Origin of the sequence: Luteibacter sp. 22Crub2.1, assembly GCF_900167995.1 — a bacterium.
Taxonomy (GTDB): domain Bacteria; phylum Pseudomonadota; class Gammaproteobacteria; order Xanthomonadales; family Rhodanobacteraceae; genus Luteibacter; species Luteibacter mycovicinus.
On sequence record NZ_FUYT01000011.1, the window covers coordinates 136,975 to 159,404 of the forward strand.

The 22,430-nt window shown below is 65.5% G+C and carries 12 protein-coding genes; 4 read left to right on the top strand and 8 right to left on the bottom strand.

Annotation, left to right across the window (positions count from 1 at the left end; all coding sequences use genetic code 11):
• Position 1 precedes the first annotated feature (1 nt).
• Positions 2-790 carry a DUF3025 domain-containing protein gene (locus tag B5X73_RS13170; protein ID WP_079522058.1) on the top strand — a complete coding sequence of 263 codons (789 nt, stop codon included), beginning with the start codon at positions 2-4 and terminating at the stop codon, positions 788-790.
• A 10-nt stretch (positions 791-800) separates the two neighbouring features.
• Here B5X73_RS13170 and B5X73_RS13175 read toward each other — a convergent pair whose 3' ends face one another.
• Positions 801-1,436, bottom strand: coding sequence for a response regulator (locus tag B5X73_RS13175; protein WP_036114118.1), 636 nt, complete (start codon positions 1,434-1,436; stop codon positions 801-803).
• Between the two features lie 84 nt (positions 1,437-1,520).
• Here B5X73_RS13175 and B5X73_RS13180 point away from each other — a divergent pair, with 84 nt between their 5' ends.
• On the top strand, positions 1,521-5,147 hold the full coding sequence (locus B5X73_RS13180; protein ID WP_176167839.1) for an ATP-binding protein: 3,627 nt from the start codon (positions 1,521-1,523) through the stop codon (positions 5,145-5,147).
• A 68-nt stretch (positions 5,148-5,215) separates the two neighbouring features.
• Here the strand turns inward: B5X73_RS13180 and greB are convergent, their stop codons facing one another.
• The 3 genes from greB to B5X73_RS13195 are packed head-to-tail and all read right to left on the bottom strand — an operon-like array spanning position 5,216 to position 8,498.
• On the bottom strand, positions 5,216-5,716 hold the full coding sequence (gene greB, locus B5X73_RS13185) for a transcription elongation factor GreB (protein ID WP_036114111.1): 501 nt from the start codon (positions 5,714-5,716) through the stop codon (positions 5,216-5,218).
• Positions 5,713-6,975, bottom strand: a complete 1,263-nt coding sequence (locus B5X73_RS13190; protein WP_079522061.1) for a DUF4013 domain-containing protein — start codon at positions 6,973-6,975, stop codon at positions 5,713-5,715. Before B5X73_RS13190 ends, greB begins: the two co-directional genes overlap by 4 nt.
• Positions 6,976-6,977: 2 nt before the next feature.
• The gene (locus tag B5X73_RS13195; RefSeq protein WP_079522062.1) at positions 6,978-8,498 is read right to left on the bottom strand and encodes a helicase HerA-like domain-containing protein; all 1,521 of its coding nucleotides are present in this window, start codon (positions 8,496-8,498) and stop codon (positions 6,978-6,980) included.
• Between the two features lie 136 nt (positions 8,499-8,634).
• On the opposite strand from B5X73_RS13195, the gene B5X73_RS13200 reads away from it, so the two are divergent.
• Complete coding sequence (locus tag B5X73_RS13200; protein WP_079522063.1) at positions 8,635-10,170, top strand: transglycosylase SLT domain-containing protein; 1,536 nt, start codon at positions 8,635-8,637, stop codon at positions 10,168-10,170.
• Between the two features lie 15 nt (positions 10,171-10,185).
• Here the strand turns inward: B5X73_RS13200 and B5X73_RS13205 are convergent, their stop codons facing one another.
• Both B5X73_RS13205 and asd read right to left on the bottom strand, forming a co-directional pair.
• Positions 10,186-10,629 carry a hypothetical protein gene (locus tag B5X73_RS13205; RefSeq protein ID WP_036114103.1) on the bottom strand — a complete coding sequence of 148 codons (444 nt, stop codon included), beginning with the start codon at positions 10,627-10,629 and terminating at the stop codon, positions 10,186-10,188.
• 129 nt (positions 10,630-10,758) lie between these two features.
• Positions 10,759-11,613: an archaetidylserine decarboxylase gene (gene asd / locus B5X73_RS13210; RefSeq protein WP_079522064.1), complete on the bottom strand. Its 855-nt coding sequence runs from the start codon at positions 11,611-11,613 to the stop codon at positions 10,759-10,761.
• Positions 11,614-11,885: 272 nt separating this feature from the next.
• Between asd and B5X73_RS13215 the strand changes: the two genes are divergently transcribed.
• Positions 11,886-17,324: an autotransporter outer membrane beta-barrel domain-containing protein gene (locus tag B5X73_RS13215; RefSeq protein WP_217699775.1), complete on the top strand. Its 5,439-nt coding sequence runs from the start codon at positions 11,886-11,888 to the stop codon at positions 17,322-17,324.
• Positions 17,325-17,439: 115 nt separating this feature from the next.
• On the opposite strand, the gene B5X73_RS13220 is transcribed toward B5X73_RS13215, so the two are convergent.
• Both B5X73_RS13220 and B5X73_RS13225 read right to left on the bottom strand, forming a co-directional pair.
• Positions 17,440-19,383 (bottom strand): CocE/NonD family hydrolase, encoded by a 1,944-nt coding sequence (locus B5X73_RS13220; RefSeq protein ID WP_079522065.1) that lies wholly within the window; start codon positions 19,381-19,383, stop codon positions 17,440-17,442.
• Between the two features lie 10 nt (positions 19,384-19,393).
• A complete protein-coding gene (locus B5X73_RS13225) occupies positions 19,394-22,405 on the bottom strand; it encodes a TonB-dependent receptor (protein WP_079522066.1) in 3,012 nt (1,003 codons plus the stop codon).
• Positions 22,406-22,430: the final 25 nt, after the last annotated feature.

The following is a 22,430-nucleotide window of genomic DNA, read 5'->3' on the forward strand; positions in this document are numbered from 1 at the left end:
CATGCGTTACGTGGCGCCGACGCGGGATTCGCTCGATCGGAGCGTGTTCGCGTCGCCGCCGCTTTCCGCCTGGGGCGATTACACGTCGCTCCTCGACGGCGATACGTGGCCCGATACCGCGCTGCTGAATGCCTTGCTCCCGCCCGGTTCCGCCGTGCGCTTCGTGACGCAGGACAAGGCCCTGCTCGACGACGGGCTGCACTACGAGGAGCGCATCGCCCGCAAAGGCGCGATCGCCACGCGTGCCGAGAACTGGCACGACCTGTTCAACGCGCTCATCTGGCTGCGCTACCCGTCGCTGAAACGCGCGCTCAATGCGCGCCAGATGGATGAGATCGCGCGCATGGGACCGCGGGAGCGCTCACGTCCGCAGTGCGCGCTGACGCATTTCGACGAAGCGGGGATGATCGTTTCGCTGCGCGATCCGGCCATGCTGCACGCCTGGGATGCACACGACTGGTCGACGCTCTTCTGGACGCATCGCGAGGCCTGGCTGCGCGGCGAAGCGAGCGTCGAGGTGTTCGGCCATGCGTTGCTCGAGCATGCTCTGACGCCGGAGAAACTGCTGGTGGGGAAGGCGTTGGTCGTCATGGACGGTCGCGATGCGCGTGCCGTCTGCGCCGAGGCGATCCACAGCGGTGCCGTTCTCAACGATCCACAGGAACTTCGGCCGTTGCCGGTATCCGGCGTGCCGGGGTGGCACGCGGATACGGGGGAGGCGTCGTTCTACACCACGGCGCCGTGTTTCCAGCCGCTGCGCGCCGGGCGGGTCTACCCGCCACCGCTTTAGCGAAAAGCGCTCAGCTCAGTCCGTGATCCCGCACGTAGTCGCCGAGGAGGCTGTCGTGGTCGACGCCCAGCTTGCGCATGGCATCCCGCTTCTGGCGGCTGATCGTCTTGACCGACTTGCCTTCGCGGTCGGCGATCTGCTGAAGCGACATGCCATTGACGAACGCGCGGATCACTTCCGTCTCGCGGGGTGACAACGGAGCGCCCGGCATGGCGACCGAGCTCTCGTCGGCCTCGTTGAGGATGTCGAGCAGGGTTTCGCTGAGGTAGGTTTCGCCGTCGGAGACCGCACGTGCGGCCGTGGCCAGCTCGTCCATCGGGGCACGTTTGTCGACGATGCCGCGTGCGCCGCGTGAGAGCATCGACTGAAGCGCGGCGGGGCGGTTGATCATGGTCAGGACGATCAGCGCGATATGCGGATAATCCTTGGCGATCGCTTCGAGAAGTGGGAATCCGTCGTCCTGCCGATCGCTCGGCATGAGAAAATCCGTAATTACGACGTCACATTCGCGGTCGGCGAGCATGGCCAGAAGTTCGTCGGCCGCCTTCGCCGCACCGACCACTTCGATATGCGCATTCTCGAGCGCAAGCCGCCCGCCAACGAGAACGAGGGGGTGATCGTCTGCCAGAATGACCTTGAGTGGCATGCCTTGCGTTCTCCTGAATACGTTGCGACACATTGAGCTTCGAACCGATTATGCCCAGAAGGTTACCTTGACGAAGCCTCCCACGTGATCCGACGCCTGCTCCCGTTAATTTTGTTTGTGCTTGCCAGTGTGGCGATGGCCACCCCGGACGTGCCGTTGCGCCCGGAGGATGCCGAATGGCTCCGCCACCACCCCGTACTCACGGTCGGCGCCTACCCGGAGGGCTATCCCCCCTTCGAGGAGCTTCGCGACGGTGAACTCGAGGGTCTCGGCCCGGACTACCTGCGCGAGATCGCCGCGGAGCTCGGCGTCACGTTGCAGACTCGCGAATATCCGAGCTGGCCGGCGCTCCTGGCGGGCCTGGCCAGGGGCGAGATCGATGTCGCCACGTCGGTCACGCCGCTGGAACAGGGCATGCCCGGCATTCGTGTGGGTGCGACCTACTTCGAATCCCTCCCGGCGGTGGTGGAGCGGGTGGACGCGCCCATCGTGCACCGTCCCGGCGATCTGGTCGGCAAGCGCCTGGCCGTCCATACCGGCTACTTCGACATTTCGGCCTTGCGTCGCGAGCTGCCTGAGACGACTCTGGTCGAGACCGCCTCCACGGCCGAGGCGCTGGAGCGCGTGCGCAGCGGTGACGTCAACGCGTACCTGGACAACCCGTATTCGGCACGCGAGTTCGTCTCGCGCCTGCGGCTGGATCATGAGCTTCGCGTCGGGGCGCCGCTCGCGCTGCCGATCAGCGCGCTGGCCTTCGCTGTGCCTGCGGAGCGTGCTCCGCTGGGGCGGGCGCTGGACCACGCCCTGGGTGAGCTCACCGCCGCGGATCACGGCCGCCTGCGTGCGCGCTGGGTGGGGCGGGATATCGCGCCGCGGCCGAGGGAGGCCGGTATTCCTCTCAGTGAAAAGGAGAAGAGCTGGCTGGAGGCGCTGCCGCCTCTGCGTCTGGGGGTGGACCCCAGCTATGCGCCTTTCAGCCTGATCACGGGGCAGGGTGAGGCGGAGGGCCTGTCGCTGGATTACGTGCGCGAGATCGCGGCCGAACTGGGTATCCGCGTCACTCAGGTGCCCAGCGAGAACTGGGCGGGCACGGTCGAGCGGGTGCATCGGGGCGATGTCGACCTCGTCGCGGCCATCAATCCGCAGAGTGCGACAGCGCCGTTCCTCGAACCGAGCGTGCCTTACCTCGACTTTCCGATCATGATCGTGACGCGCGAGGGCTCGCCCACGGTGGCCGGCCGCGACGATCTGGTCGGTAAACGCGTTCTGGGAAACACTACGCGCGAGCCGATCCGGCGGCTGCTCTCGCGCATTGCCGGCGTGCAGATCGTCTCCGTCGATACCGAGGCGGACGGCCTGCGCCGCCTTGCGGCCGGTGAGGGGGATGCGTTCGTTGGCAATCTGGCCTCGGTCGATTACCTCATCCGCGAAAATTTCCTCGGCCAGCTGAAGGTGGCCGCTCCCACCGGCGACAACGAAGCGATCGCCATCGGTGTGCGGCGTGAACTCGCGCCGCTGGTTCCGCTGGTCAACCGTGTGCTGGTCAACCTGTCGACGCACCGGCAGCAGGAGATCCGCAACACCTGGTTCGCCTCCCACTACGTGGTGGGACCGACATGGCGTGAAATCGCGGGGCGCGTGCTGCCCTTCGTCGCGGTGTTGCTGGCTTCGCTGATCGCCATCAGCTATGCGTACCTCAATCTGCGTCGCGAGACGCGCCGACGCGAACGCACCGAGCGGCGTCTCGCCGAGGTCACGGCGCATGTGCCCGCGGTGGTCTACGAGGCAGTCCGCGGCGCCGACGGCGCTTATGCGATGGCGTATGTCGGTGGCGATCCGCAAAGCATTCTCGGCATGGAGCCGGGCGAGCTGCTCGCCGGCGGCGAAACCATGCTGGCGCCCGTGCCGGACGAGGATCGCGAAGCGCTGCGCGAAGCGTTCGAACGATCCGCCCGCGAACTCACGCCGCTGCATGTCACCGTTCGCGCCCAGGTCGGCGGGCGCACGCGCTATCTCAGCTCCGATGCGGTGCCGCTGGCCGCGGCAGACGGCAGCGTGCGATGGAACGGCTACTGGGTCGACGTGACCGCGCAGGAACTGGCCGCGCGCGGCGTCGCCCATGCACGTGACGAAGCGGAAGCCGCGACCCGCGCGAAGAGCGATTTCCTCGCGACGATCAGCCACGAAATCCGCACCCCGATGAACGGCGTGATCGGCCTGCTCGACGTGCTCGAGCGCACGCCGCTGGATCGGGAGCAACGCAAGATGGTGTCGACCATCGAGCATTCGGCGGAGGCCTTGCTCCACATCCTCGACGACGTGCTCGACTTCTCGAAGATCGAAGCCGGTCATCTGACGTTCGACCCGCGGCCTGCGGATCCACGCGCCATCGTGGAGGGCGCCGTCGCCATCATGGCGGCGCAGGCGGAGGCGAAAGGACTGCGCGTCGAAGTGACATTCGACGAGACCCTGGCGCCTGCGCTGATGGTCGACGACGGGCGCTTGCGTCAGGTCCTGCTCAACCTGCTGGGTAACGCGATCAAGTTTACGGCGCGTGGCGCCGTAAACGTGGCGTTACACGTCGACGAAGAACATGGCGCGCGCCAGCGCCTGCGCTTCGTGGTCAGCGACACCGGTATCGGCATTCATGCGGCCAAGCTTCGGCATGTCTTCGCCCCGTTCAGTCAGGCCGAGTCGTCGACGACCCGCCGCTTCGGCGGGACGGGCCTCGGCCTGGCGATTTCGCGGCGTCTCGTGGAACGCATGGGTGGGCACATCGCGATCGAGAGCGAACCGGGACGGGGCACCGTCGTTACGGTGACGCTCGAGCTGCCTGTCACCACGCTGCCGCTGTCGCAGGATACGGAGGTCGACGACAGGGCCACTGTCGCCGCCACCCCTCGCGACGCGCGCATCCTGCTGGCGGAAGATCATCCGGTGAACCAGGAGCTCGTCCGCGTGCAGCTGGCGCTTCGGGGTTACCGGTGCGATGTGGTCGACGATGGTGTCGCCGCGCTCGAGGCCCTCGACGTCGGCGACTACGATCTGTTGCTGGTCGATTGCCACATGCCCCGCATGGACGGCTATGCCGTGGCGCGCGAGGTGCGCCTGCGCGAGGCGGGTGGCACGCGGCGTCTGCCCATCGTCGCGATGACCGCCGACGCACGCTCGGATCAGCGGGAGATTTGCCTCGCGGCAGGCATGGACGACCTTCTTCGCAAGCCGATCCGGCTCGAGGCGTTTCATGAGACCGTGGCGCGCTGGCTTGGCGCGCGGGCGCGTGTCGACCTCGACGACACGCGTGACGACGCCGGTTCCGACCATGCCGGCAACCACGCGATGGCGCCTTCGGTCAGCGTGCCCGACCTCGGAATCGACATGGATCGCATGCGCCGCGCGTTCGGTTCCGACGCCAACGTCGTCAGCGTGATTCAGGCGGGTGTGCAGGCGACGCGGGATGCGCTGACGAGCCTCGATGTCGTAGCGGCTCGCGCGAATCGCGATGAGGTCGCGGGATGGATTCACCACGTGCTGGGCGGTGTGAACGTCTTCGGGCAATCCGAGGTGGGCGAACAGGGGGAGCGGATGGAGCTGGCGTTGCGGGAAGGCGGTGACGTCGACCGGGCCGCGTTGCGAGACTTCGCCGCGGGCGTCGGGCGTTTTGCCGATGGTTTGGAGGCGTTTGCCGGGCGGCTGGTGGCGGCTTCGTAGAGTCGCCGACAAGGCTGTCTCCCCGCCTGTCCCGGCTGGGTTTCTGCCCGTTTCAATCCCTGCCTGTCTCAGTCGTACGCCACCGCCAGAATCGCAAACCGCGTCCGTCCACCCGGCAGATCCGCCTCGAACTCATCATCCAGCCGCTTCTTGAGTACCGCGCGCGCCATGGGTGAATCGATACTGATCCACCCTTTGCGTGCATCGGTTTCATCCGGACCCACGATGCGATAACGCACCGTCTCGCCGGTTTCCACATTCTCGAGTTCCATCGTGGCGCCGAAGAAAACCGCATCGCGCTGAGAAGGCGCCGCTTCGACGACCTTGAGCACCGGAATGCGTTTGCTGAGATAGCGCGCGCGACGATCGATCTCGCCGAGTTGCTTCTTGCGGTACGTGTACTCCGCATTCTCGGACCGGTCGCCTTCGGCGGCAGCCGCGGCGAGTGCCTTGACCACTTCGGGACGTACCGTGTGCCACAGATGGTCGAGCTCCGCCTTGAGTCGCTCGAAGCCCTCGCGCGTGATGATCGCCGTCGACGACGGCGACGGCGGGCGCCAGCGGCTCATGGCGACACCCCGTATGTCGGGCTCAGCGTCGCCAGCAATGCTTCCAGGTCGGATCTCACGGGATGTTCCGGATAGTCGGCAAGCAGCCGGCGGGCGAGCCGTGCCGATGACACGGGGTCGCCGAGACGGTCGTGCAGACGCGCCGCCAGCAGTCCGTAGCTGGGCGCGCCCATGTCACGCGGCCAGATCGTCAGGTAGCCCTGCGCGAGGTGCAGCCCCAGCCGTACCATGCCGCCATGCGCGGCGACGTCCGCCAGCGGTCCGCACGTGCGGGGATCGTCAGGGAGAAAGGCGGGATCGACGTCGAGGCAGTCCTGAACCACGCCCAGGGCACGCCGGGTTTCCTGCCCGGCGATCAGCGCGGCGATCCAGATCTGCCCATGGACGAGCAGCTCGGGAAGCCGGTCCTGCGCACGTAGCAGTTCACGGTACCGGGTATGCATCGGGACGGGTGCGAGGCCTTCTCTCAAACGCTCCGTAAGAATGTCGGTGGCGCCGGGAATGTCGTCGCGCGCGATCAGGTTGACGTGCTGAAGCAGCGCGTCGTCGTCATCGGGTTCGGTAGCCTCGCGCAGCGCGATGGACGAAGGGAAATAGCCCAGCGTCTCGTGTTTGTGGTGAATCAGAGCGCCCATGAGATGAAAGTTGTAGATGGTCAGGTAATTGGCCACCGCGTAATAACCGAGCGTGCCGATGAAGGTCGGGCCGTGATCTTTCATGGCGTACTGCGCGCCCGCCTGGAGCAGGCTGGTCAGGATGACGATGGCGAACAGCAGCAGGTAGCTCGGACCGAAACGGGCGATGGCCGCGACCCAGTTAGCCGGGTTCAGCGCCACGCCGACACCGTCGAAGGTGAGCGACATCGTGATCACCGGCAGGACGAAAGCGAACACCAGTGAGACGAGCAATCCGGGAATGCCAAGGAAAAACGGTGCCAGCACGGCCAGTGCGTTGCCGGTGAGCTGAATCAGGATCAGTGCGACGCCGGTGCTGTCCTCGGTGTTGAGCGCGAGCTCCGGCGGATCGGCGAAGCCATCCGCCGTGTGCCGGAGGCATTCGAACGCGTAGACGTAGATCGCCATCCAGCCGATGAAGATCACCAGCAGTTTCAGACCGGTCACCGGCAGGAACGAGAGCGCCTCCACCAGCGTCACCGCGATCAGCGTCAGCCGGGCGCCGCTACCCAGGGGGTAGCGGAACCCGTCGATCGCACGCTGCGAAAACGGCGTGTCGGCGTCGGCGAGCGCGTGTCGCGGCATGCTCAGCGCTTTCCGCCGAAGATGCTGCCAAGAATGCCGCGCACGATCTGCTGACCCGCACGCGTTCCGGCCGCGCGCACCATCGACTTGGCCATCGTCTCGACCATACCCTGCCGACGTTTGGTTCCGAAGACGGCGTCACGCACGGCTCCGCTCCAGCCCGCGTCGTCTTCGCCCGCCTTGCCGGCGACGTCGCCGGTTTTACCCGCGGACTTCACCGGCGGCGCATCGTCGGCGTTCTTCGCCGTGGCGCGCTCGGCGAGGCGTTCCTCGGCCGATTCCCGGTTGACCGACGTGTCGTATTTCGCGCCGACGGGCGAGCGCGCGCGAACGGTCGCGCGCTCGTCGTCGGTGATCGCGCCGATGCGGCATTCAGGCGTCGACACGAGGATCTTCTGCACGGGCGAGGGGACACCGCCATCACCGAGGGTCGATGCCAGGGCTTCGCCGGTGCCCAGCGTGCCGATGCTTTCGACCACATCGAGTTTCGGGTTTCGCGCGAACGTTTCGGCGGCGGCTTTCACCGCTTTCTGGTCGCGCGGGGTAAACGCACGCAGCGCATGCTGTACGCGATTGCCCAGCTGGCCGAGGATCTCGCCGGGTACGTCGTCGGGATTCTGGGAGCAGAAGTAGACGCCCACGCCCTTGGAGCGGATCAGCCGCACCACCTGTTCGACACGCTGGCGCAGGGCGGCCGGTGCGTCGTCGAACAACAGGTGCGCTTCGTCGAAGAAAAACACCATCTTCGGCACGTCCAGATCGCCCACTTCGGGCAGCTGCTCGAACAGCTCCGACAACAGCCATAGCAGGAACGTCGAATACAGGCGCGGCTTGAGGATCAGGGTATCCGCCGCCAGCACGTTGATCACGCCACGGCCGCTCATGTCCTGACGCATCAGATCCGGCAACTCGAGCGCCGGTTCGCCGAAGAAGGCGTCGGCACCGTCCTGCTCCAGCTTCAGCAAGGATCGCTGGATGGCGGCGACGCTCTGCGGACTGATCAGGCCGTAGCGCGACGAGATGTCCTTGGCGTGCCCTGAAGCGAAGCCCAGCATCGCGCGCAGGTCGGGCAGGTCGAGAAGCAGCAGGCCTTCATCGTCGGCGACCCGGAAAATCACCTCGAGGACGCCTTCCTGCGTGTCGTTCAGCTCCAGGATGCGGGAGAGCAGGGTCGGGCCCATCTCCGACACCGTGGCACGTACCGGGTGACCGGCCTTGCCGTAGATGTCCCAGAACACCACCGGATTGGCCTGCGGTTTCCAGGTCGTGAGACCGAGCCTGGTCAGGCGGGCGGTGAGCTTTTCCGACGGAGCGCTGGCGGCTTGTGACAGGCCGGCGAGGTCGCCCTTGGCATCGGCCAGAAAACAGGGCACACCGAGACGGGAGAAACCCTCCGCGAGCAGCATCAGGCTGACCGACTTTCCCGTACCCGTGGCCCCGGCGATCATGCCGTGGCGGTTGCCGTAGCGGGAGTCCAGTTCGACGGCGGCCTCGTCATTGCGGCCGATCAGGATCGTGGGCATGGTTTCATCCTTAAGAATCTCCTGAACAAGTGTACGCAACGATATGCCGTTACGGAGAAAATTGACGCACGACCGCTTGAGTCCGGGCGGTCCGGCGGGTAACGTGGCCGCCACTGCCTGACCCTGAGTTTCGTACATGTCCTTTCGCGCGCCGCGTCCGCTTCTCCTGCTTCCCCTGGCGATCCTCGCCGGTTGCGCTTCCAGCGGTACGTCCCGTCCGGGCAAGGCCACGCCCGAGGTCAATGCGTTGTACGACCGGATGAACCAGGCGAGCAAGGGTTACGAGAGTTCGATCGACCAAGCTCGCCGGGGCGATACCCCGCAGGCGGCGCAGACGCGCAAGCAGTCGCTCGACCAGCTCAAGGACGCGTCTGCCCGTTGCAGCCTGACCCCGGGTTGCGACCCGCAGCGGTTCGCCGCGGTGTTCGATCGTCTGCTGCGCCTGAAGGACGGCAGTTTCATCGAAGGCGAAGATGCGGACGATACGGAGCAGGGTGCCGAAGTCGGTGCGCAGCCGGGCGACGCGAATCTGCCGGGCTCCGTCGCGATCGGTTCGTTACCGGCGGCGCAGCGCGCTGTCACCATGCTCAAGGGCCAGCAGTTTTCCGACCTGATGGTGATGAACGGTCCGGTCAAGGCGGCGCTGGAGCTCTGGCTGACCCAGCTGCGTCCCAACCTGATGGACGCTTACGTCAATTACCAGATGATGCGCTACAAGATGTGGCCGGCCTACAAGAAAGCCGACCTGCCCGAGGCGCTGCTCTTCGGCATCATGGCCAAGGAGTCGGGCGGCAAGGTGCACGCGGTCTCCCGCTCCGGCGCATCCGGCCCCCTGCAGTTCATGTACGCCACCGGCTTGCGCTTCGGCCTGAGCAACTCGGACGGCTTCGACCAGCGCTTCGATCCGACGATGGCGGCGCAGGCCAATGCGGAATACATCGACGAGCAGCTGGCCGCCTTCAACAACAACCTCGAGCTGACCCTGGCCGCCTACAACGGCGGTGAGGGGCGCATGCGCCGCATCGCGGCGAGCAGTCCCGGCGCGGGCTTCTACGATCCGCAGATCTATGGCCAGATGTCGGCGGAAACGCGCGACTACGTCCCGATGGTGCTGGCCGCGGCATGGCTCTTCCTGCACCCTGACAGCTATCACCTGAGGTGGCCGAAGATCGACGGTGAGCCGGGCCAGATCACATTGAAGCGCCCCGCCTCCCTGAGCGAACTGACGGTCTGCCTCGGCTCGTCGCAGGACATGCCGGAAGGCTGGTTCCGCACGTTGCGCAACCTCAATCCCCGTCTCGATCCGCAGATCAGCCAGCCGGTGGGTACGCGACTCGAAGTGCCCAGGCAGCTGGAGAAGGCCTACGCCTCCAGCTGTGCCGATGGTCCGTGGCCCATTCTCGCGGCCGACCTGCACAACGCGGTGAAGATCATCGCTCCACCCCCGCCCGCCGCCACATCGGCCGCGCTGGCCGGTGGTTCATCGTCGTCGACACCGTCGAAGTCATCGTCGTCGGCGTCCAAGAGCTACACGGTGCGTCGGGGCGACACGCTCGTCAGCATCGCTCGCAAGAGCAACTGCGCGGACGTCGAGGACATCGCGCGGATGAATGGCCTCAAGGGGCATCAGCTGAAAGTGGGGCAGGCGCTGCGCGTGCCGGTTTGCCGATAGTCTTTCTGAAAAGAATCAGGCGACCGCGTGCGGCTCCATCCACGCGTCGGCGGCATCGCGCTTACCCGGCGCCGAGAGTTCCTTGATCTGACGCATCAGGCGAAGAATCTGCCGGTGCAGGTCTTCCATGCCGGGACGGCGGGAATCGAGGGTCTCGTGATACACCGAGGCGATCCACAGGGCGACGCCGCGTGTGGCGATCAGCGGATTTTCCGAGCGCGCCTTGCCCAGGCCGACATCCGGCCCGTGACCATAGGTGCTGTAGCGTTCTTCCGGCGGAGTGCCGTAGAGATGCGGGAAGTCACATGCCGCGGCCTGCTCCATCTCGCGCCTGACCAGCTGCTGCAGGTCGGCGTGTGCCCGGACGGGAAGAGCAAGCACGACGCGCTCAATGTCGGCGAGCTGCCGCTTAAGGCGGATCTCGCGATTGACGGCAATGAGATGAGTGACAAGACGCATGGACGACTTCCCCTGGGCGGATGCTTCTTATGAGCCCGGCGCTTCCCCCTAAGAGGCGCCGGAGCCACGGAGCATACGCTGACGTCGCGTCAATTTGAAGACATATTCGTCACATTGTGACGCGGTGGGTCAGTCGCGCGTGCCGGCGCCCACATACTGGCCCAGGCGCTGGCCGACGACGACCTGCTGCTGGGGCTGGAGGTCGTCGAAGCGGTAGCCCTCCGGCAGCAGGAGGATCACGGTCGAGCCCATGTTGAAGCGGGCCATCTCGCCGAAGCGATCGATGTGGACGCCTCTGCCGCGGCAGTCCTTGCGGATGATATCCGCCGTGTACGGCGGGATAGCCATGCCGTCCCAGACCGTGGCGACGCTCGAGACCAGGATCGCTCCCACCATCACCGAGACGAAGGGGCCGTGTTCGCCGTCGAAATGGCAGACGAGGCGTTCGTTACGTGCAAAGAGGCGAGGAATGTCGGCCACCGCGAACGGGGCGACGCTGAAGATGCGACCCGGCACGTGTGTCGTGCCGGTCAGAGTGCCCGACAGCGGCATGTGAACGCGGTGGTAGTCGCGCGGGGACAGGTAGATCGTCGCGAAGCTGCCGTTTCGGAAAGGGGCGGCGGCTTCGTCGCTGCCCAGCAGTTCGGCCGCCGTGTATTCCTGGCCCTTGGCCTGGAAGATCCGGCCGTCGCGAATCGGGCCGCACTGGCTGATACGTCCGTCAGCGGGACAAAGAATGGCTTGCGGATCGGGCGCGGCGGAGCGTGCGCCCGGCTTCAGCTTGCGCGTGAAAAACGCATTGAAATGCTGATAGGCGAGCGGGTCGGGCTGCGCCGCCTGACTCATGTCGACGTCATAGCGCTGGACGATCTCCCGGATCAGGAAATTTTTCCAGGGCGTCCATTCCCAGCGGGTCGCCCAGTAGACGATTCGCGAGAGAAAGCGGTGCGGGAGGATGTACTGCAGCAGGACCTTTGGCTTCATCGGGGAAGTATAGGCGAAGCCCCGCGTTTCCCGCTGCTGCGATGAGACTGTGCAAAAACTATGCGCATATTCGGCAAATTAATGCACGTTTTTTTCATGGCCTGCCGAATATACCTAAGTAATGACCGACGTGTCTTCGACACGTCGCTGCTTCGCACGAGGCCCAGGAGGGCCACGGTGAACGGGTGAGGGGGCTCGCGTCGCCGGGTAAGGGAATGCCAGTCGTGCTTCACGGTGCCGGGATCGGCGCCCGATAGGGATACGTACCAAAAATGAGCTCCCAGGTCATTTCGCGCCGCGCCATGATGGGCGGCCGTCGTCGCGCCAAATTGTTTCTCGCCGTCGCCGCGGCACTGACGGGTGGTCCGGTCGTCGCTCAGACCGTCACCCTCGACGCCTATTCACCCACGAAGAACGACAACCAGCAGTACGCCACGGTACTGACGCCCGGTCAGGTGGTGACGATCTCCGGCCCACAGCTTTTCGCCGCGGGTGACACGGGCACGCGCAACACGACCATCGCCGCGCTGCAGGGGCTTGGACGGATCCAGTCGGGTTCCGAGTGGATCGGTGCGGCACGTCTGAATCCCGGCACCCAGAACTTTGGCGTCAGCGTGCCGGATCCCATCACCGGCGGCCGGCGTGTCGTCTCCACGTACAACAGTGCCAACCTGGTCGGGCTAAGCACCGTTGACGGCAGCACCGCGGTGCCGGACGTGGTCAACGTCAACGGGCAGCAGTACATCGACGCGCGCGTCGGCACGGTGACCAGTGGTGGCGGCGCGCTCACCGTCGACATCGGCAGTCCCGGCGTGCCGACGGACTCCACCACCAACGGCTGGACCATGGCGGCGAAACAGACCTCCCTGTTCTACGCGGACGGCACCGGGAGTGCGGCCAGCACCATCGACTGGACCTCGCGCAATCGCATCGCCTTCAACGGCGATGTGGCCAACCCGGCCCAGCCGCAGAACCTGTACGTGAGCTACGTTTCGCACTACGGCGGCACCTTCGATGTCACCACCGTCGATGGCGTGACGAGTTCACACACCGTCACCAATGACGCGCAGCTGCGTGATTACAACAATTTCCTCATCGCCAACCTGCAGACGGGTAATCTCGCTCCCACGTCGTACGCATCGTTGTTCGCGAAGGGCTACAGCGCGACGACCGAGCAGATCAGCTACGGCATCAGCGCGGACGACGCAGCCGATGAAGTGGCGCAGCCCATCGGTAATCGCATCGTCATGCAACTGGTTGGCCCCAACGCCTCCGGCACGGTGGCTTCCGGCGCGACGCTGGAAGCCGTCAACACCAACGGCGGGACGGTGCGTGGCGAAGCCGGCGCGAATGTGACGATCAATGGCACGCTGGCTGCCACGCATAACACCGGCGACGGCTCGGCGCTGGTGCTGACGGGAGCGGGTACGACAGGTACCAACAATGGCGTGATCAACGGCAACTTCTTCCGTAATGCCGACAACACCATTACCAACGGTGCCATCGGGTCCACCGCGGTCGATCTGCAGTCCGGCGGTACGTTCACCAATGGAACCAACGGTATTCTCAACCTCGCCACCGGCTCGGCCAACGGCGCGGGCAAGTCGATCGGCGTGCGCGTAGGCGCCAATGCAAGCGCGACCAACAACGGCATCGTCAACGTCGGCGTCACGGGTTCGCGCTCGAATGGCTCGATGGACGGCATCGCGCTGGGCGATCCCAGCGCCATCTTCACCAACGGAGCGGCGGGCACGATCTATATCGGTCGCGGACCGCAAACGTCACCCGCGACGCCGGCGGCCGACATCGCGGTCAACCAGGGCACGATGACGACAGGCATCTACGTACCTTACGCGGCGATCGCGCGGAACCAGGGCACCATCACGCTTGGTTCGCTCACCCAGAACGCCGCGGGCATTCTCGTGACGTCGCCGGGTGCGAACGTCGACAGCTCGGGGACGATCAACGTCAACGGCGCGGCCGCCGCGGTACCGCGCGAAAACGATGGCATCCTCGTACAGAACGGGGGCGCCACCGGTAACGTCGTCAACAGCGGAACCATCAACCTCAATGGCGTGAACGGGACGGGTATCAAGGCGCTCTCGACCGGCGCGACCGCATCGCTGGTGAGCAATACGGGCACGATCAATGTCGCCGGTGGCGCGGATCCCGCCAGTGGCACGCGCAATTACGGTGTCTGGGCCGAAGGGCAGGGCAGCGCCACGGCGAGCGCGAACGTGCAGGGTGCGGTAAACCTGCTCGGCGATGGCGCCATCGGTATCCATGCGCGCGGCCGCGCCACGGTCGATGTGGCTGCCGGCGCGGCACCGAGTTTCGCCAGCGGCACACGACAGATCGGCTTCTTCGCCTACGGCGATGACGCGCATATCAATGTCAACGGTGGCAGCTCGCTGAACGTCTCGACGGCGCAGTCGACGCTGTTCCGGCTCGACTCGGGCGCGGATTTCGATGGCACGGGGCTGAGCATGGTCGCTTCCGGTGCGCAGTCGACCGGTATCCTGGGCACGGGCACCGGTTCACTGGTGAACACCCGCAACGCCGGTATCACGGTCTCCGGCAACGGTGCGCAGGGCGTGGTGGCGGAGGGTGGCGCGGTGGCCACCATCGACGCGGCGACCAACGTGAATCTTGCTGGCGCTGGCGCCATCGCCGGCGTGGCCGACGGCCAGAAACACAGCCTCACCGGCGCCAGCCAGGGTGCGGTCGTCACCAGTACGCAACTCAACAGCCTGGCGAATCTCACGTCCGCGACCAGCGGCGTCACCGGCTATATCGCACGGAACGGTGCCAGCCTCGTCAATGCCGGTGCCATGACTCTGACAGGGGCGAACACCACCGGGTTCATCGTCGAGACCAACGGCAAGGCCATCAACAACGCGGCGCTCAATCTGTCGGGCCCGGGTGCCACGGGCGCCTTGCTGCGCTCGGGCGGCACGTTCGCCAACAACGGCAGCATCCATGTGGGCAGCGGCACCGGCGTGCGCGTGGAAGGTGCGGGGACGCAGCGACTCAATCCCGCCGGGTCGATCACGGTGGATGATGGCGTGGCGGGCGTGCAGCTGACCAGCGGTGCCGGCCTCGTGCTCGGTTCGGGTGACTCCGCGATCGTCACCAACGGCAGCGCGCACGGCGTACTGCTGGACACGGGCGCCTCCTCGCTCAACGCGACGGGCACGACGATCACCACGCTGGGTACCGGTAACGCGATCGAGAACGCCGCGGAGACCGGCGCGATCACGCTCCGCGGTGCGACGCTTCGCGTCGTCAACGGCGCGGGACTGCGTACCGCGACGGCGATCGATCCCTCGTCCACGGCGACGTTCAACGTCGACGGCTCGGGTGTGGGCTACGCGTTCCGCCGCGCCGACGGCAGTCCGACCGACGGTAACCTTTCGATCGGCAATGGCTTCACCGTCAACGGTAACGGTGCGGGCGCGACCGGTATCCAGGCCCTGACCACGGGTTCCGTGGCCAATGCCGCGTCGGTGAATATCCTTTCGCCGGCCGGTGGATCGGCGCTTGTGGCAGGGACGGCGTCCTCGGTATCCAATGCCGGGGTGCTGACGTCCGCAAGCACCGCGTCGCCCGTCGTGGATCTTGCCAATGGGACGGGCACCAGTTTCGTCAACAGCGGCACGATCCGTGCGGCGTCGCCGTCGGCGCAGGCCGTGCGCGGTAGCGCCGGTAACGATACGGTCGGTCTCGTCAGCGGCAGCGTACGCGGCGACATCGGCACGGGGGAGGGATCCGACACGTTCGCCTGGACGGGCGGCACCCTGCAAGGCGGCCTGACCATGGGCAACGGGACGGGTAACCAGGCGACGCTGGGCAAGGTCGATACGTCCGGCACCTATCATCTGCTGGCCGGGACCGGCGGCGGTAACTCGCTGACGTTCGACGGGACACAGACACGCGGCGGCACGTTCGCCTACGACGATCTTGCGAAGGGTATCAACCTCGGCAACGGCTGGAACACCGTCTCGCTCGCCAACGGCGCGCAGTTCACCCTTACGGACAACCTCAAGCTCGCGAACAGCGACGTCGACATCGATCCCACGTCCACCCTCTATGCCGGTAACGGTGTCTATCCGGTGATCTCGGGCGCATCGCCGGGCTCGGCCAACGTGAATAATGCCGGCCTGATCGACCTGACCCAGGGCAGCGGATCGCCGGGCAATCGACTGACGATCGACGGCAACTATGCGAGTTCGGGCGGTCGGCTGAATCTGGTAACCAACCTCAACGCCGGTGGCGCCCTGGCCCAGCAGCAGACCGATCGCCTGCTGGTGCAGGGGAATGCATCGGGTGAAACGGTGCTCGATGTCACACCTGCCGCGCTGAGCACGGGAGCGCTGACCGATACCGATCGCAATGGCTACGTGCGTGCCGATGAAGGTATCTCCCTCGTGCAGGTCGCGGGCACGTCGACGGGCGGTGCTTTCCGGCTCAAGGGCGGTTATGTCGCGGCAGGTCCGTGGCAGTACGGCTTGTACGCCTTCCAGCCTGGCAGCAGCGATGCGTCTCAGCGCGTCGTGGGTGGTGCGACCACCGGCAACGCGTTCTGGGATTACCGGCTGGCCAACGTTCTGGTGTGCGACGGCCCTTGCCCCACGCCCACCACGGTTACACCGTCGCCTACGCCAGCGACGGGCCTGCCTTATCCGACGCCACAGCCGGGATCGACCGGCGGATTCGTGCCGGCAGGCGATGCTCGCCCGGCGGTCGTGCCACAGGTGCCTTCGTACATTCTCTCGCCCACCGCGCTGGCCATCTACGGTTACAGCACGATCGACAACCTGCATCGCCGGCTCGGCGAGATTCGCGATATGAACGATGCGGGAGAGGGTCTCGGCGGTGAGCCCTTCGTGCGTTACATCGGTGGCGACTACAGCTACTCCTCCAACCGGTCGTTCAGTCAGTACGGCTACGACGCCGATATCGACACGCATGCGGTGCAGGTGGGCGTGAACATCTTCGCGCTCGATGCGGACCGGTCAGCCCTGCGGGCGGGTGTCGCCTATACGCACGGCACGACGCGGCTCGAACCGAAAGCGGCCGACGGTTACAGCCGTACGAAGTTCGATACCAACTCGGTGGCCATGTTCGTTACGTGGCAGCACGTGAGCGGTTTCTATATCGACGCGATCGCCCAGGGCGACCGCCACGTCGGCGACGTCGATACCGCACGCTCGAAGGGTACGGCGCGCATCCGCGGCTCGGGCTGGAACGGTTCGCTCGAGGCCGGGTACCCGTTCAAGTTCGATGGCGGATGGGAACTGGAGCCGCAGCTTCAGCTTACGCGTCAGCACATCGCGCTACGTGATCAGACGGATACCGATGGCGCCACCACACAGTTCAACGACCTGTCGCAGACGATCGGACGAGCCGGCGTGCGTTTCGATCGCACGTGGGTGACGGATAGCGGCAGCAAGGCCACGCCTTATGCGCGGGTGAACTACATCAAGGGCTGGGGCGGTAGTTCGTCGGTGAACGTGGGCGCCGAGGGCTACGACATCTCGCAGCAGTTCGCCGGCGGTGCTTTCGGTCGGATGGTGGAGGTGGGGCTGGGCGGTACGTATGCCTGGACCAACCGGATCTCGCTGTATGGCGAGGCGGACTGGCAGAAGAAGCTGGGTGACGCGGGAACGCGTGGCTGGGGCTTCAACGTCGGGGCGCGCTGGGACTTCTGAGTCCTCCGGGCTCAGGGCGATCGCGTATCGCCAGCCAGCTGGCCCCCATCGGCGCCGGCTCCCACCAGGGTGTCGCAACCTGGTGGGGCCGGCCTGCCGTTGACCGGTCGTCCCTCTATTTCACCACGGGTAACTCGACGTAAGTTCCGTTCTGCCCGTCGCGATAGATCTTCTGCGTCGCCTTCCGGTAATCCCCCGGCTTCGCGTTGAAGATGTTCGGTACGAAGGTCTGCGGGTTCCTGTCGTAAAGCGGGAACCAGCTCGACTGGATCTGCACCATCACGCGATGCCCCGGCTGGAACACATGGTTCACGGTCGGTAGCGGAAACCGGTACTCCTGCGCGGTGTCCGGTTGAAGCGCCTTCGGCGTGTCATAGCCCTCGCGGTAGCGGCCGCGGAAGATCTCCATCGCTACCGGCAGCTCGTAGCCACCCATCGACGGCTTCTCTTCGACCTCGTCCGGATACACGTCGATGAGCTTGACCACCCAGTCACTGTCCGTGCCACTAGTCGATGCGAGCAGATGGACCAGCGGCTCGCCGGCGACGCCCATCGGCTTATCCAGCACGGGCGAGACATAGGTCAGCACATCGGTCCGCGACGCGAAATCGCGCTGGTCATCCACGAGCCATTCGGGCCACGAGTCTTCGCGATCGGCCACGCCATGCGACCACGACTGAATCGGGCGCACGCGGTAGGGAACGGGCTTCGCGGGATCCGATACATATTCGTCGTCACCCTTGGCGGGTGCCGCCGTCCCCAGCGCGCCGTCGGCCCCGACGAACCAGCGCTGCATCGCGGGCACACATCCGTCACGGCAGGCGGAAGGCCACGTATTCAGCTTGCGCCACGTGTTCTCACCTGTAACGAACGCATTGACCGGCGCGATATCCGCTTTCGGCGCATCGTCCTTGAGGTACTGGGCGAGAAACGGGCGCAGGATCTTCTGGCGGAACTCGGTGCCCGTATCGCTGCCGAGATCGATCGCGCCGATCGTGTTGGCTTTCTCCCATGTCTTCGCGTGACGCCACGGTCCCAGGACCAGCCACAACTTCTCATGCCCGGGATCGCGCGGCGCGAGGGCGCGGTACACCGCCATGTCGCCGTAATTGTCTTCCTGATCCCACAGGCTGTGCACCAGCATGGTCGGCACGGTCATCGGCTCCTTCGCCGCGACCTTGTCGATGGCCTGCTCGGACCAGAAGCGGTCGTAGGCGGGATGCGCGAGAATCTTCTGCCAGAATCCCAGCGATTCCATGCCGTAGGCGCGGCCGATATCGCCAGCCGAGCCGCCGCGAAGGTACAGGTCGTAGTCGTCGCGGTAGCCCGTCGTCCAGCCGATGTCGCTGCCGCGCGAATTCACCATGCCGTAGATATACGGGATCATCTGCTGGCGAAACGCGCCACGATGGAACCAGTCGTCGCCCATCCAGCCGTCGATCATGGGATTGATGGGCACGGCGACCTTCAACGCCGGATGAGGGCGGATCGTCGCCACCATCGCCTCGAACCCGTCGTACGAAATGCCGATGATGCCGACTTTGCCGTTGGACTCCGGCACATGTTTTACCAGCCAGTCCACCGTGTCGTAGATGTCCGAGGACTCATCCACGGCGGTCGGATTGCCATGGCCGATCGGCGGGCGGTTCATGACGAAGTCGCCTTCCGAACCGTGTTTGCCCCGGATGTCCTGGATGACGCGGATGTATCCGTCCTGGACGATGATGTCGGCCGGGTTGTCGTAGCCGCGCAGGGCGGTGTCCAGATGCGGACTGTCGCTGCGGTGACCCATGCCATCCGCGCCGTAAGGCGTGCGCGTGAGCAGGATGCCGGCGTGTGCCGTGCCCATGGGCATCAGGATGACGGTATGCAGTTTGACGCCATCGCGCATCGGGATCTCGACGGTGCGGCGCACGTAGTCGAAGCCGGGGTTCGTCGGCGTGAATCGGGCCGGCGTTTCCGTCGGCAGGTCTTTGTAGGTCTTCTCGCTACCGACCGCCGGAGTCGCGAGGACTCCGGCGGCAAGCGCGACGATACCCAGTCGCAGAAGTGGATGCATGGACGCTCCGTCAGAAGTCGTAGGTGACGCCAAACCGGGCGTAACGCGGCTGGGTGTAGCTGATGACCTGCTGGTAGCCGTCGTTCACCGAGTTGGTGCTGCCCGACACCGGGTTGGTCCGCTGCGAGCGCTGCTGGTTGAGGATGTTGAACACCGATACGGTGAAGGCCAGCTTCTTGTCGGCCCAGAGCGGACGGTACTCCGCATTCACGTCGACCAGCTCTTCCCACGGCTCGCGACCCTTCGCGCCGTATGCCGAAGGCACACCGAAGCAGAAGTGATAGTAGCTGCCGTAACCGGAAGGGTCGCTCTCGTCCGCACCGTAGCGGCCGAGGCACGACTTCGGCAGTCCGGACTGGATCAGGATGTTCGCCGAGAGCAGCCATTCGGGAGCGATCTGGTAGGAACCGTAGAGCTTCAGCTGGTGCTTGCGATCGTTGCCCAGGTTGCCGTTGGCGTAGTTCATCAGCGTGGCGTAATCCCAGTCACGCGATGCCGCGACCGAGCCCTGGCCCACGTCCGAGCGCACCTGTCCTTCCGTATTGCCGTAGCTGCGCGAGTAAAGGTAGTCGATCTTGCCCGACCACGTGCCGTCGAACGGGTGCGACAGGTAGAGGTCCAGACCGTAATAATTGCGCTTGAGGTGAGGGAAGCCGAAATCGGCGTTGGTCACGGTGACATTCGTGTAGCCGCCGTTCGCATTGGCCAGCTGGTACACGTTCGCGCGGCCCGGATTCGACAGGTAGCAGCTACCCACCGTCACGGCGTCGATGTCGGCACCTTGTGCGATCGCCGCACGGGTGATCGCGCCGTTGTCGCAGACGTCATCCAGCGCGTTGCGCAGGTGACGCACGGTAGCCTTCGCGCCCGCCACCCAGTCGGCGTCGATCTGCTTGTCCAGGCCGAGAATGTATTCGTCCTGATACTCCGACTTGATGTTCTTCGCGCTGACCGTCTTCGGGTCGGGCGGCTGTCCGTATTCGCCGTTGGGAGAGACCGCACCACCGGTGGCCGACTGGATGAAGTTGACGCCGGTCGGCAGGCCGTTCGCGTCGATGCCGGTATAGGTGAAGTATTGGTTGGTCGCCAGCGAGCCTGCGGAGGTACGCAGCGCCACGGAGGCCGGCATGGCGAGGAAGTAACGACCGGCATTGCCGTAGATCTTCATGCTCGAGTCGCCATTGACGTCCCAGCTGAAGCCCAGTCGCGGCGCCCACTGCGGGCGGGTCAGCTTGAGATACGGCTGGCCGGACGGGTTGTAGTTGGTGAACTGATCGTTGCGCAGGCCGAGCGAGAGCAGCAGGCGGTCGGTGACCTGCCAGTCGTCCATGATGTATTGCGCACGCTGTCTGACGCGTACCGAGGCCAGCGTGTTGTAGTGGCGGTAGTAGCCGTAGTAACCGGTCTGGCCACCGGGATAGTTGGCCGGCTTGTCGACGAAGGGGCTGTCGCTGATGTTGAGATTGGGATCGCCCTTCGCATACCAGAGTTCGTAGCCGTCGCCACCGATGGTCGTACCGTCTTCGATGTCCTGCGAGTCCTGATTGTCGATACCGGCGGTGATCGAGTGGCTGCCGATCTTGTAGTTGAGGTCGACGCGCAGGTTGCGGTTGGTCGACTCATGATCCGGGTTGTCCACCGTATCCAGCGTCTGGCCGTTGGTGATCGGCGTGCCGCCATTGAGGGCCGGGTTCTGCTGACTGACGTTGCCGATGAACGGGCCGGAGACGCCGGTGGCCGGCGGCTCGTTGTAATAGGTGAGCTTCGACTTGCCGTACAGGGCGGTGAGGGTCAGGTCATCGGTAATGTAGCTGGTGAACTTCGCCACATAGACCATCGCTTTGGTCTTGTATGTCGAGTCCGTGCTGGCGAAATCGCCCACCGTATCGGTCGGGTAATCGTAGGTGTACTTGTTGCCGTTGGAGCGATGCGTCTGGTTGACGCCGGTCAGTTCGAGGATGTTGTTATCCGTGATGTTCCAGTCGAGCTTGCCGTACCACTTCGGATCCTTGTACGTGTACCGGGTATCGTAGGCGTGGTTGACGTCGCCGATGCTGTTGCCTTTGCTGCGCTCCATTTCCACCGCGGCGAAAGCGTACAGCTTGTCCTTGACCAGCGGGCCGCCGGCGTACGCACTCACGGTCGTGGTCCACTCGTGGTTTTCGTCGTTGCGCTGGTTGATCGTGCCCGGGGGCGCCGGGTTGTCGTGACCGTAGGTGATGTTGCGCGCGCTGGCGCGTGCGAAATCCGGCTCCCAGAGCACCTGCGCACCGAAGTGCCACTCGTTCGTGCCGCGCTTGCCGACCTGGCTGATCACGCCGCCGTCCGAGCGGCCGTACATGGCGGAATAGCCGCCGCTGAGGATTTCCTGCTGATCGACCGCACCGTAGGGCAGGGTCACGCCACCGAAGCCGCTGAGCGGATCGGTCGTGTTCATCCCGTTGATGTAGTAGGCGTTCTCGGAGACGGCCGAACCCGCGAAGCTCACCAGGCTGCCGCCAAACGCGTTCTTGAAGCCGGTGTAGCCCGGCGAGGCGCCGGGAGCGAGCAGGGCGATGGCTTCGGCCGAACGCTGCAAGGGCAGCCGGGCGAGATCGGCGGAGGTGACCACCGTGCTCGATGCGACGGTGGCGACGTCGATCTTCGCCGCCTGCGTGGCCGAGACGGTCACCTGATCGAGCTGCTGGGCATCCTGCGAGGAGGCGGCGGCGAACGATACGTCCGTTGCGGCGCCGACGCGCAGGGTGACGTTGTCGCGGGTATCGACGATGTTGCCGTTGGACTTCAGTGACACCTTATACGTCGCCAGCGGCAGGGCCTCGGCGACATAACGACCGCGCGAGTCGACCGCGACCTCGCGGGTGATGCCATTGCTGCCTTCGATCACCACGGTCTCGCCACTGGCGACAGGCGCGCTACCGGCGATGCGGCCGGTGGTAGCCTGACCATAGGCGAGGCCGGTCAGTGACGCCGCGACGGCGGCGCACAACAGGGTGCGTCGGAGATTGGGGCGGGGAATCATGGGTTGCTCCGGGAAGGACATGGGG

Excerpts from the sequence above, each read along its gene's own strand:
- B5X73_RS13170 (WP_079522058.1), top strand. The coding sequence starts at position 2 with ATGCGTTACGTGGCGCCGACGCGGGATTCGCTCGATCGGAGCGTGTTC.
- B5X73_RS13175 (WP_036114118.1), bottom strand. The coding sequence starts at position 1,436 with ATGCCACTCAAGGTCATTCTGGCAGACGATCACCCCCTCGTTCTCGTT.
- greB (WP_036114111.1), bottom strand. The coding sequence starts at position 5,716 with ATGAGCCGCTGGCGCCCGCCGTCGCCGTCGTCGACGGCGATCATCACG.
- B5X73_RS13190 (WP_079522061.1), bottom strand. The coding sequence starts at position 6,975 with ATGCCGCGACACGCGCTCGCCGACGCCGACACGCCGTTTTCGCAGCGT.
- B5X73_RS13195 (WP_079522062.1), bottom strand. The coding sequence starts at position 8,498 with ATGCCCACGATCCTGATCGGCCGCAATGACGAGGCCGCCGTCGAACTG.
- B5X73_RS13200 (WP_079522063.1), top strand. The coding sequence starts at position 8,635 with ATGTCCTTTCGCGCGCCGCGTCCGCTTCTCCTGCTTCCCCTGGCGATC.
- B5X73_RS13205 (WP_036114103.1), bottom strand. The coding sequence starts at position 10,629 with ATGCGTCTTGTCACTCATCTCATTGCCGTCAATCGCGAGATCCGCCTT.
- asd (WP_079522064.1), bottom strand. The coding sequence starts at position 11,613 with ATGAAGCCAAAGGTCCTGCTGCAGTACATCCTCCCGCACCGCTTTCTC.
- B5X73_RS13215 (WP_217699775.1), top strand. The coding sequence starts at position 11,886 with ATGAGCTCCCAGGTCATTTCGCGCCGCGCCATGATGGGCGGCCGTCGT.
- B5X73_RS13220 (WP_079522065.1), bottom strand. The coding sequence starts at position 19,383 with ATGCATCCACTTCTGCGACTGGGTATCGTCGCGCTTGCCGCCGGAGTC.
- B5X73_RS13225 (WP_079522066.1), bottom strand. The coding sequence starts at position 22,405 with ATGATTCCCCGCCCCAATCTCCGACGCACCCTGTTGTGCGCCGCCGTC.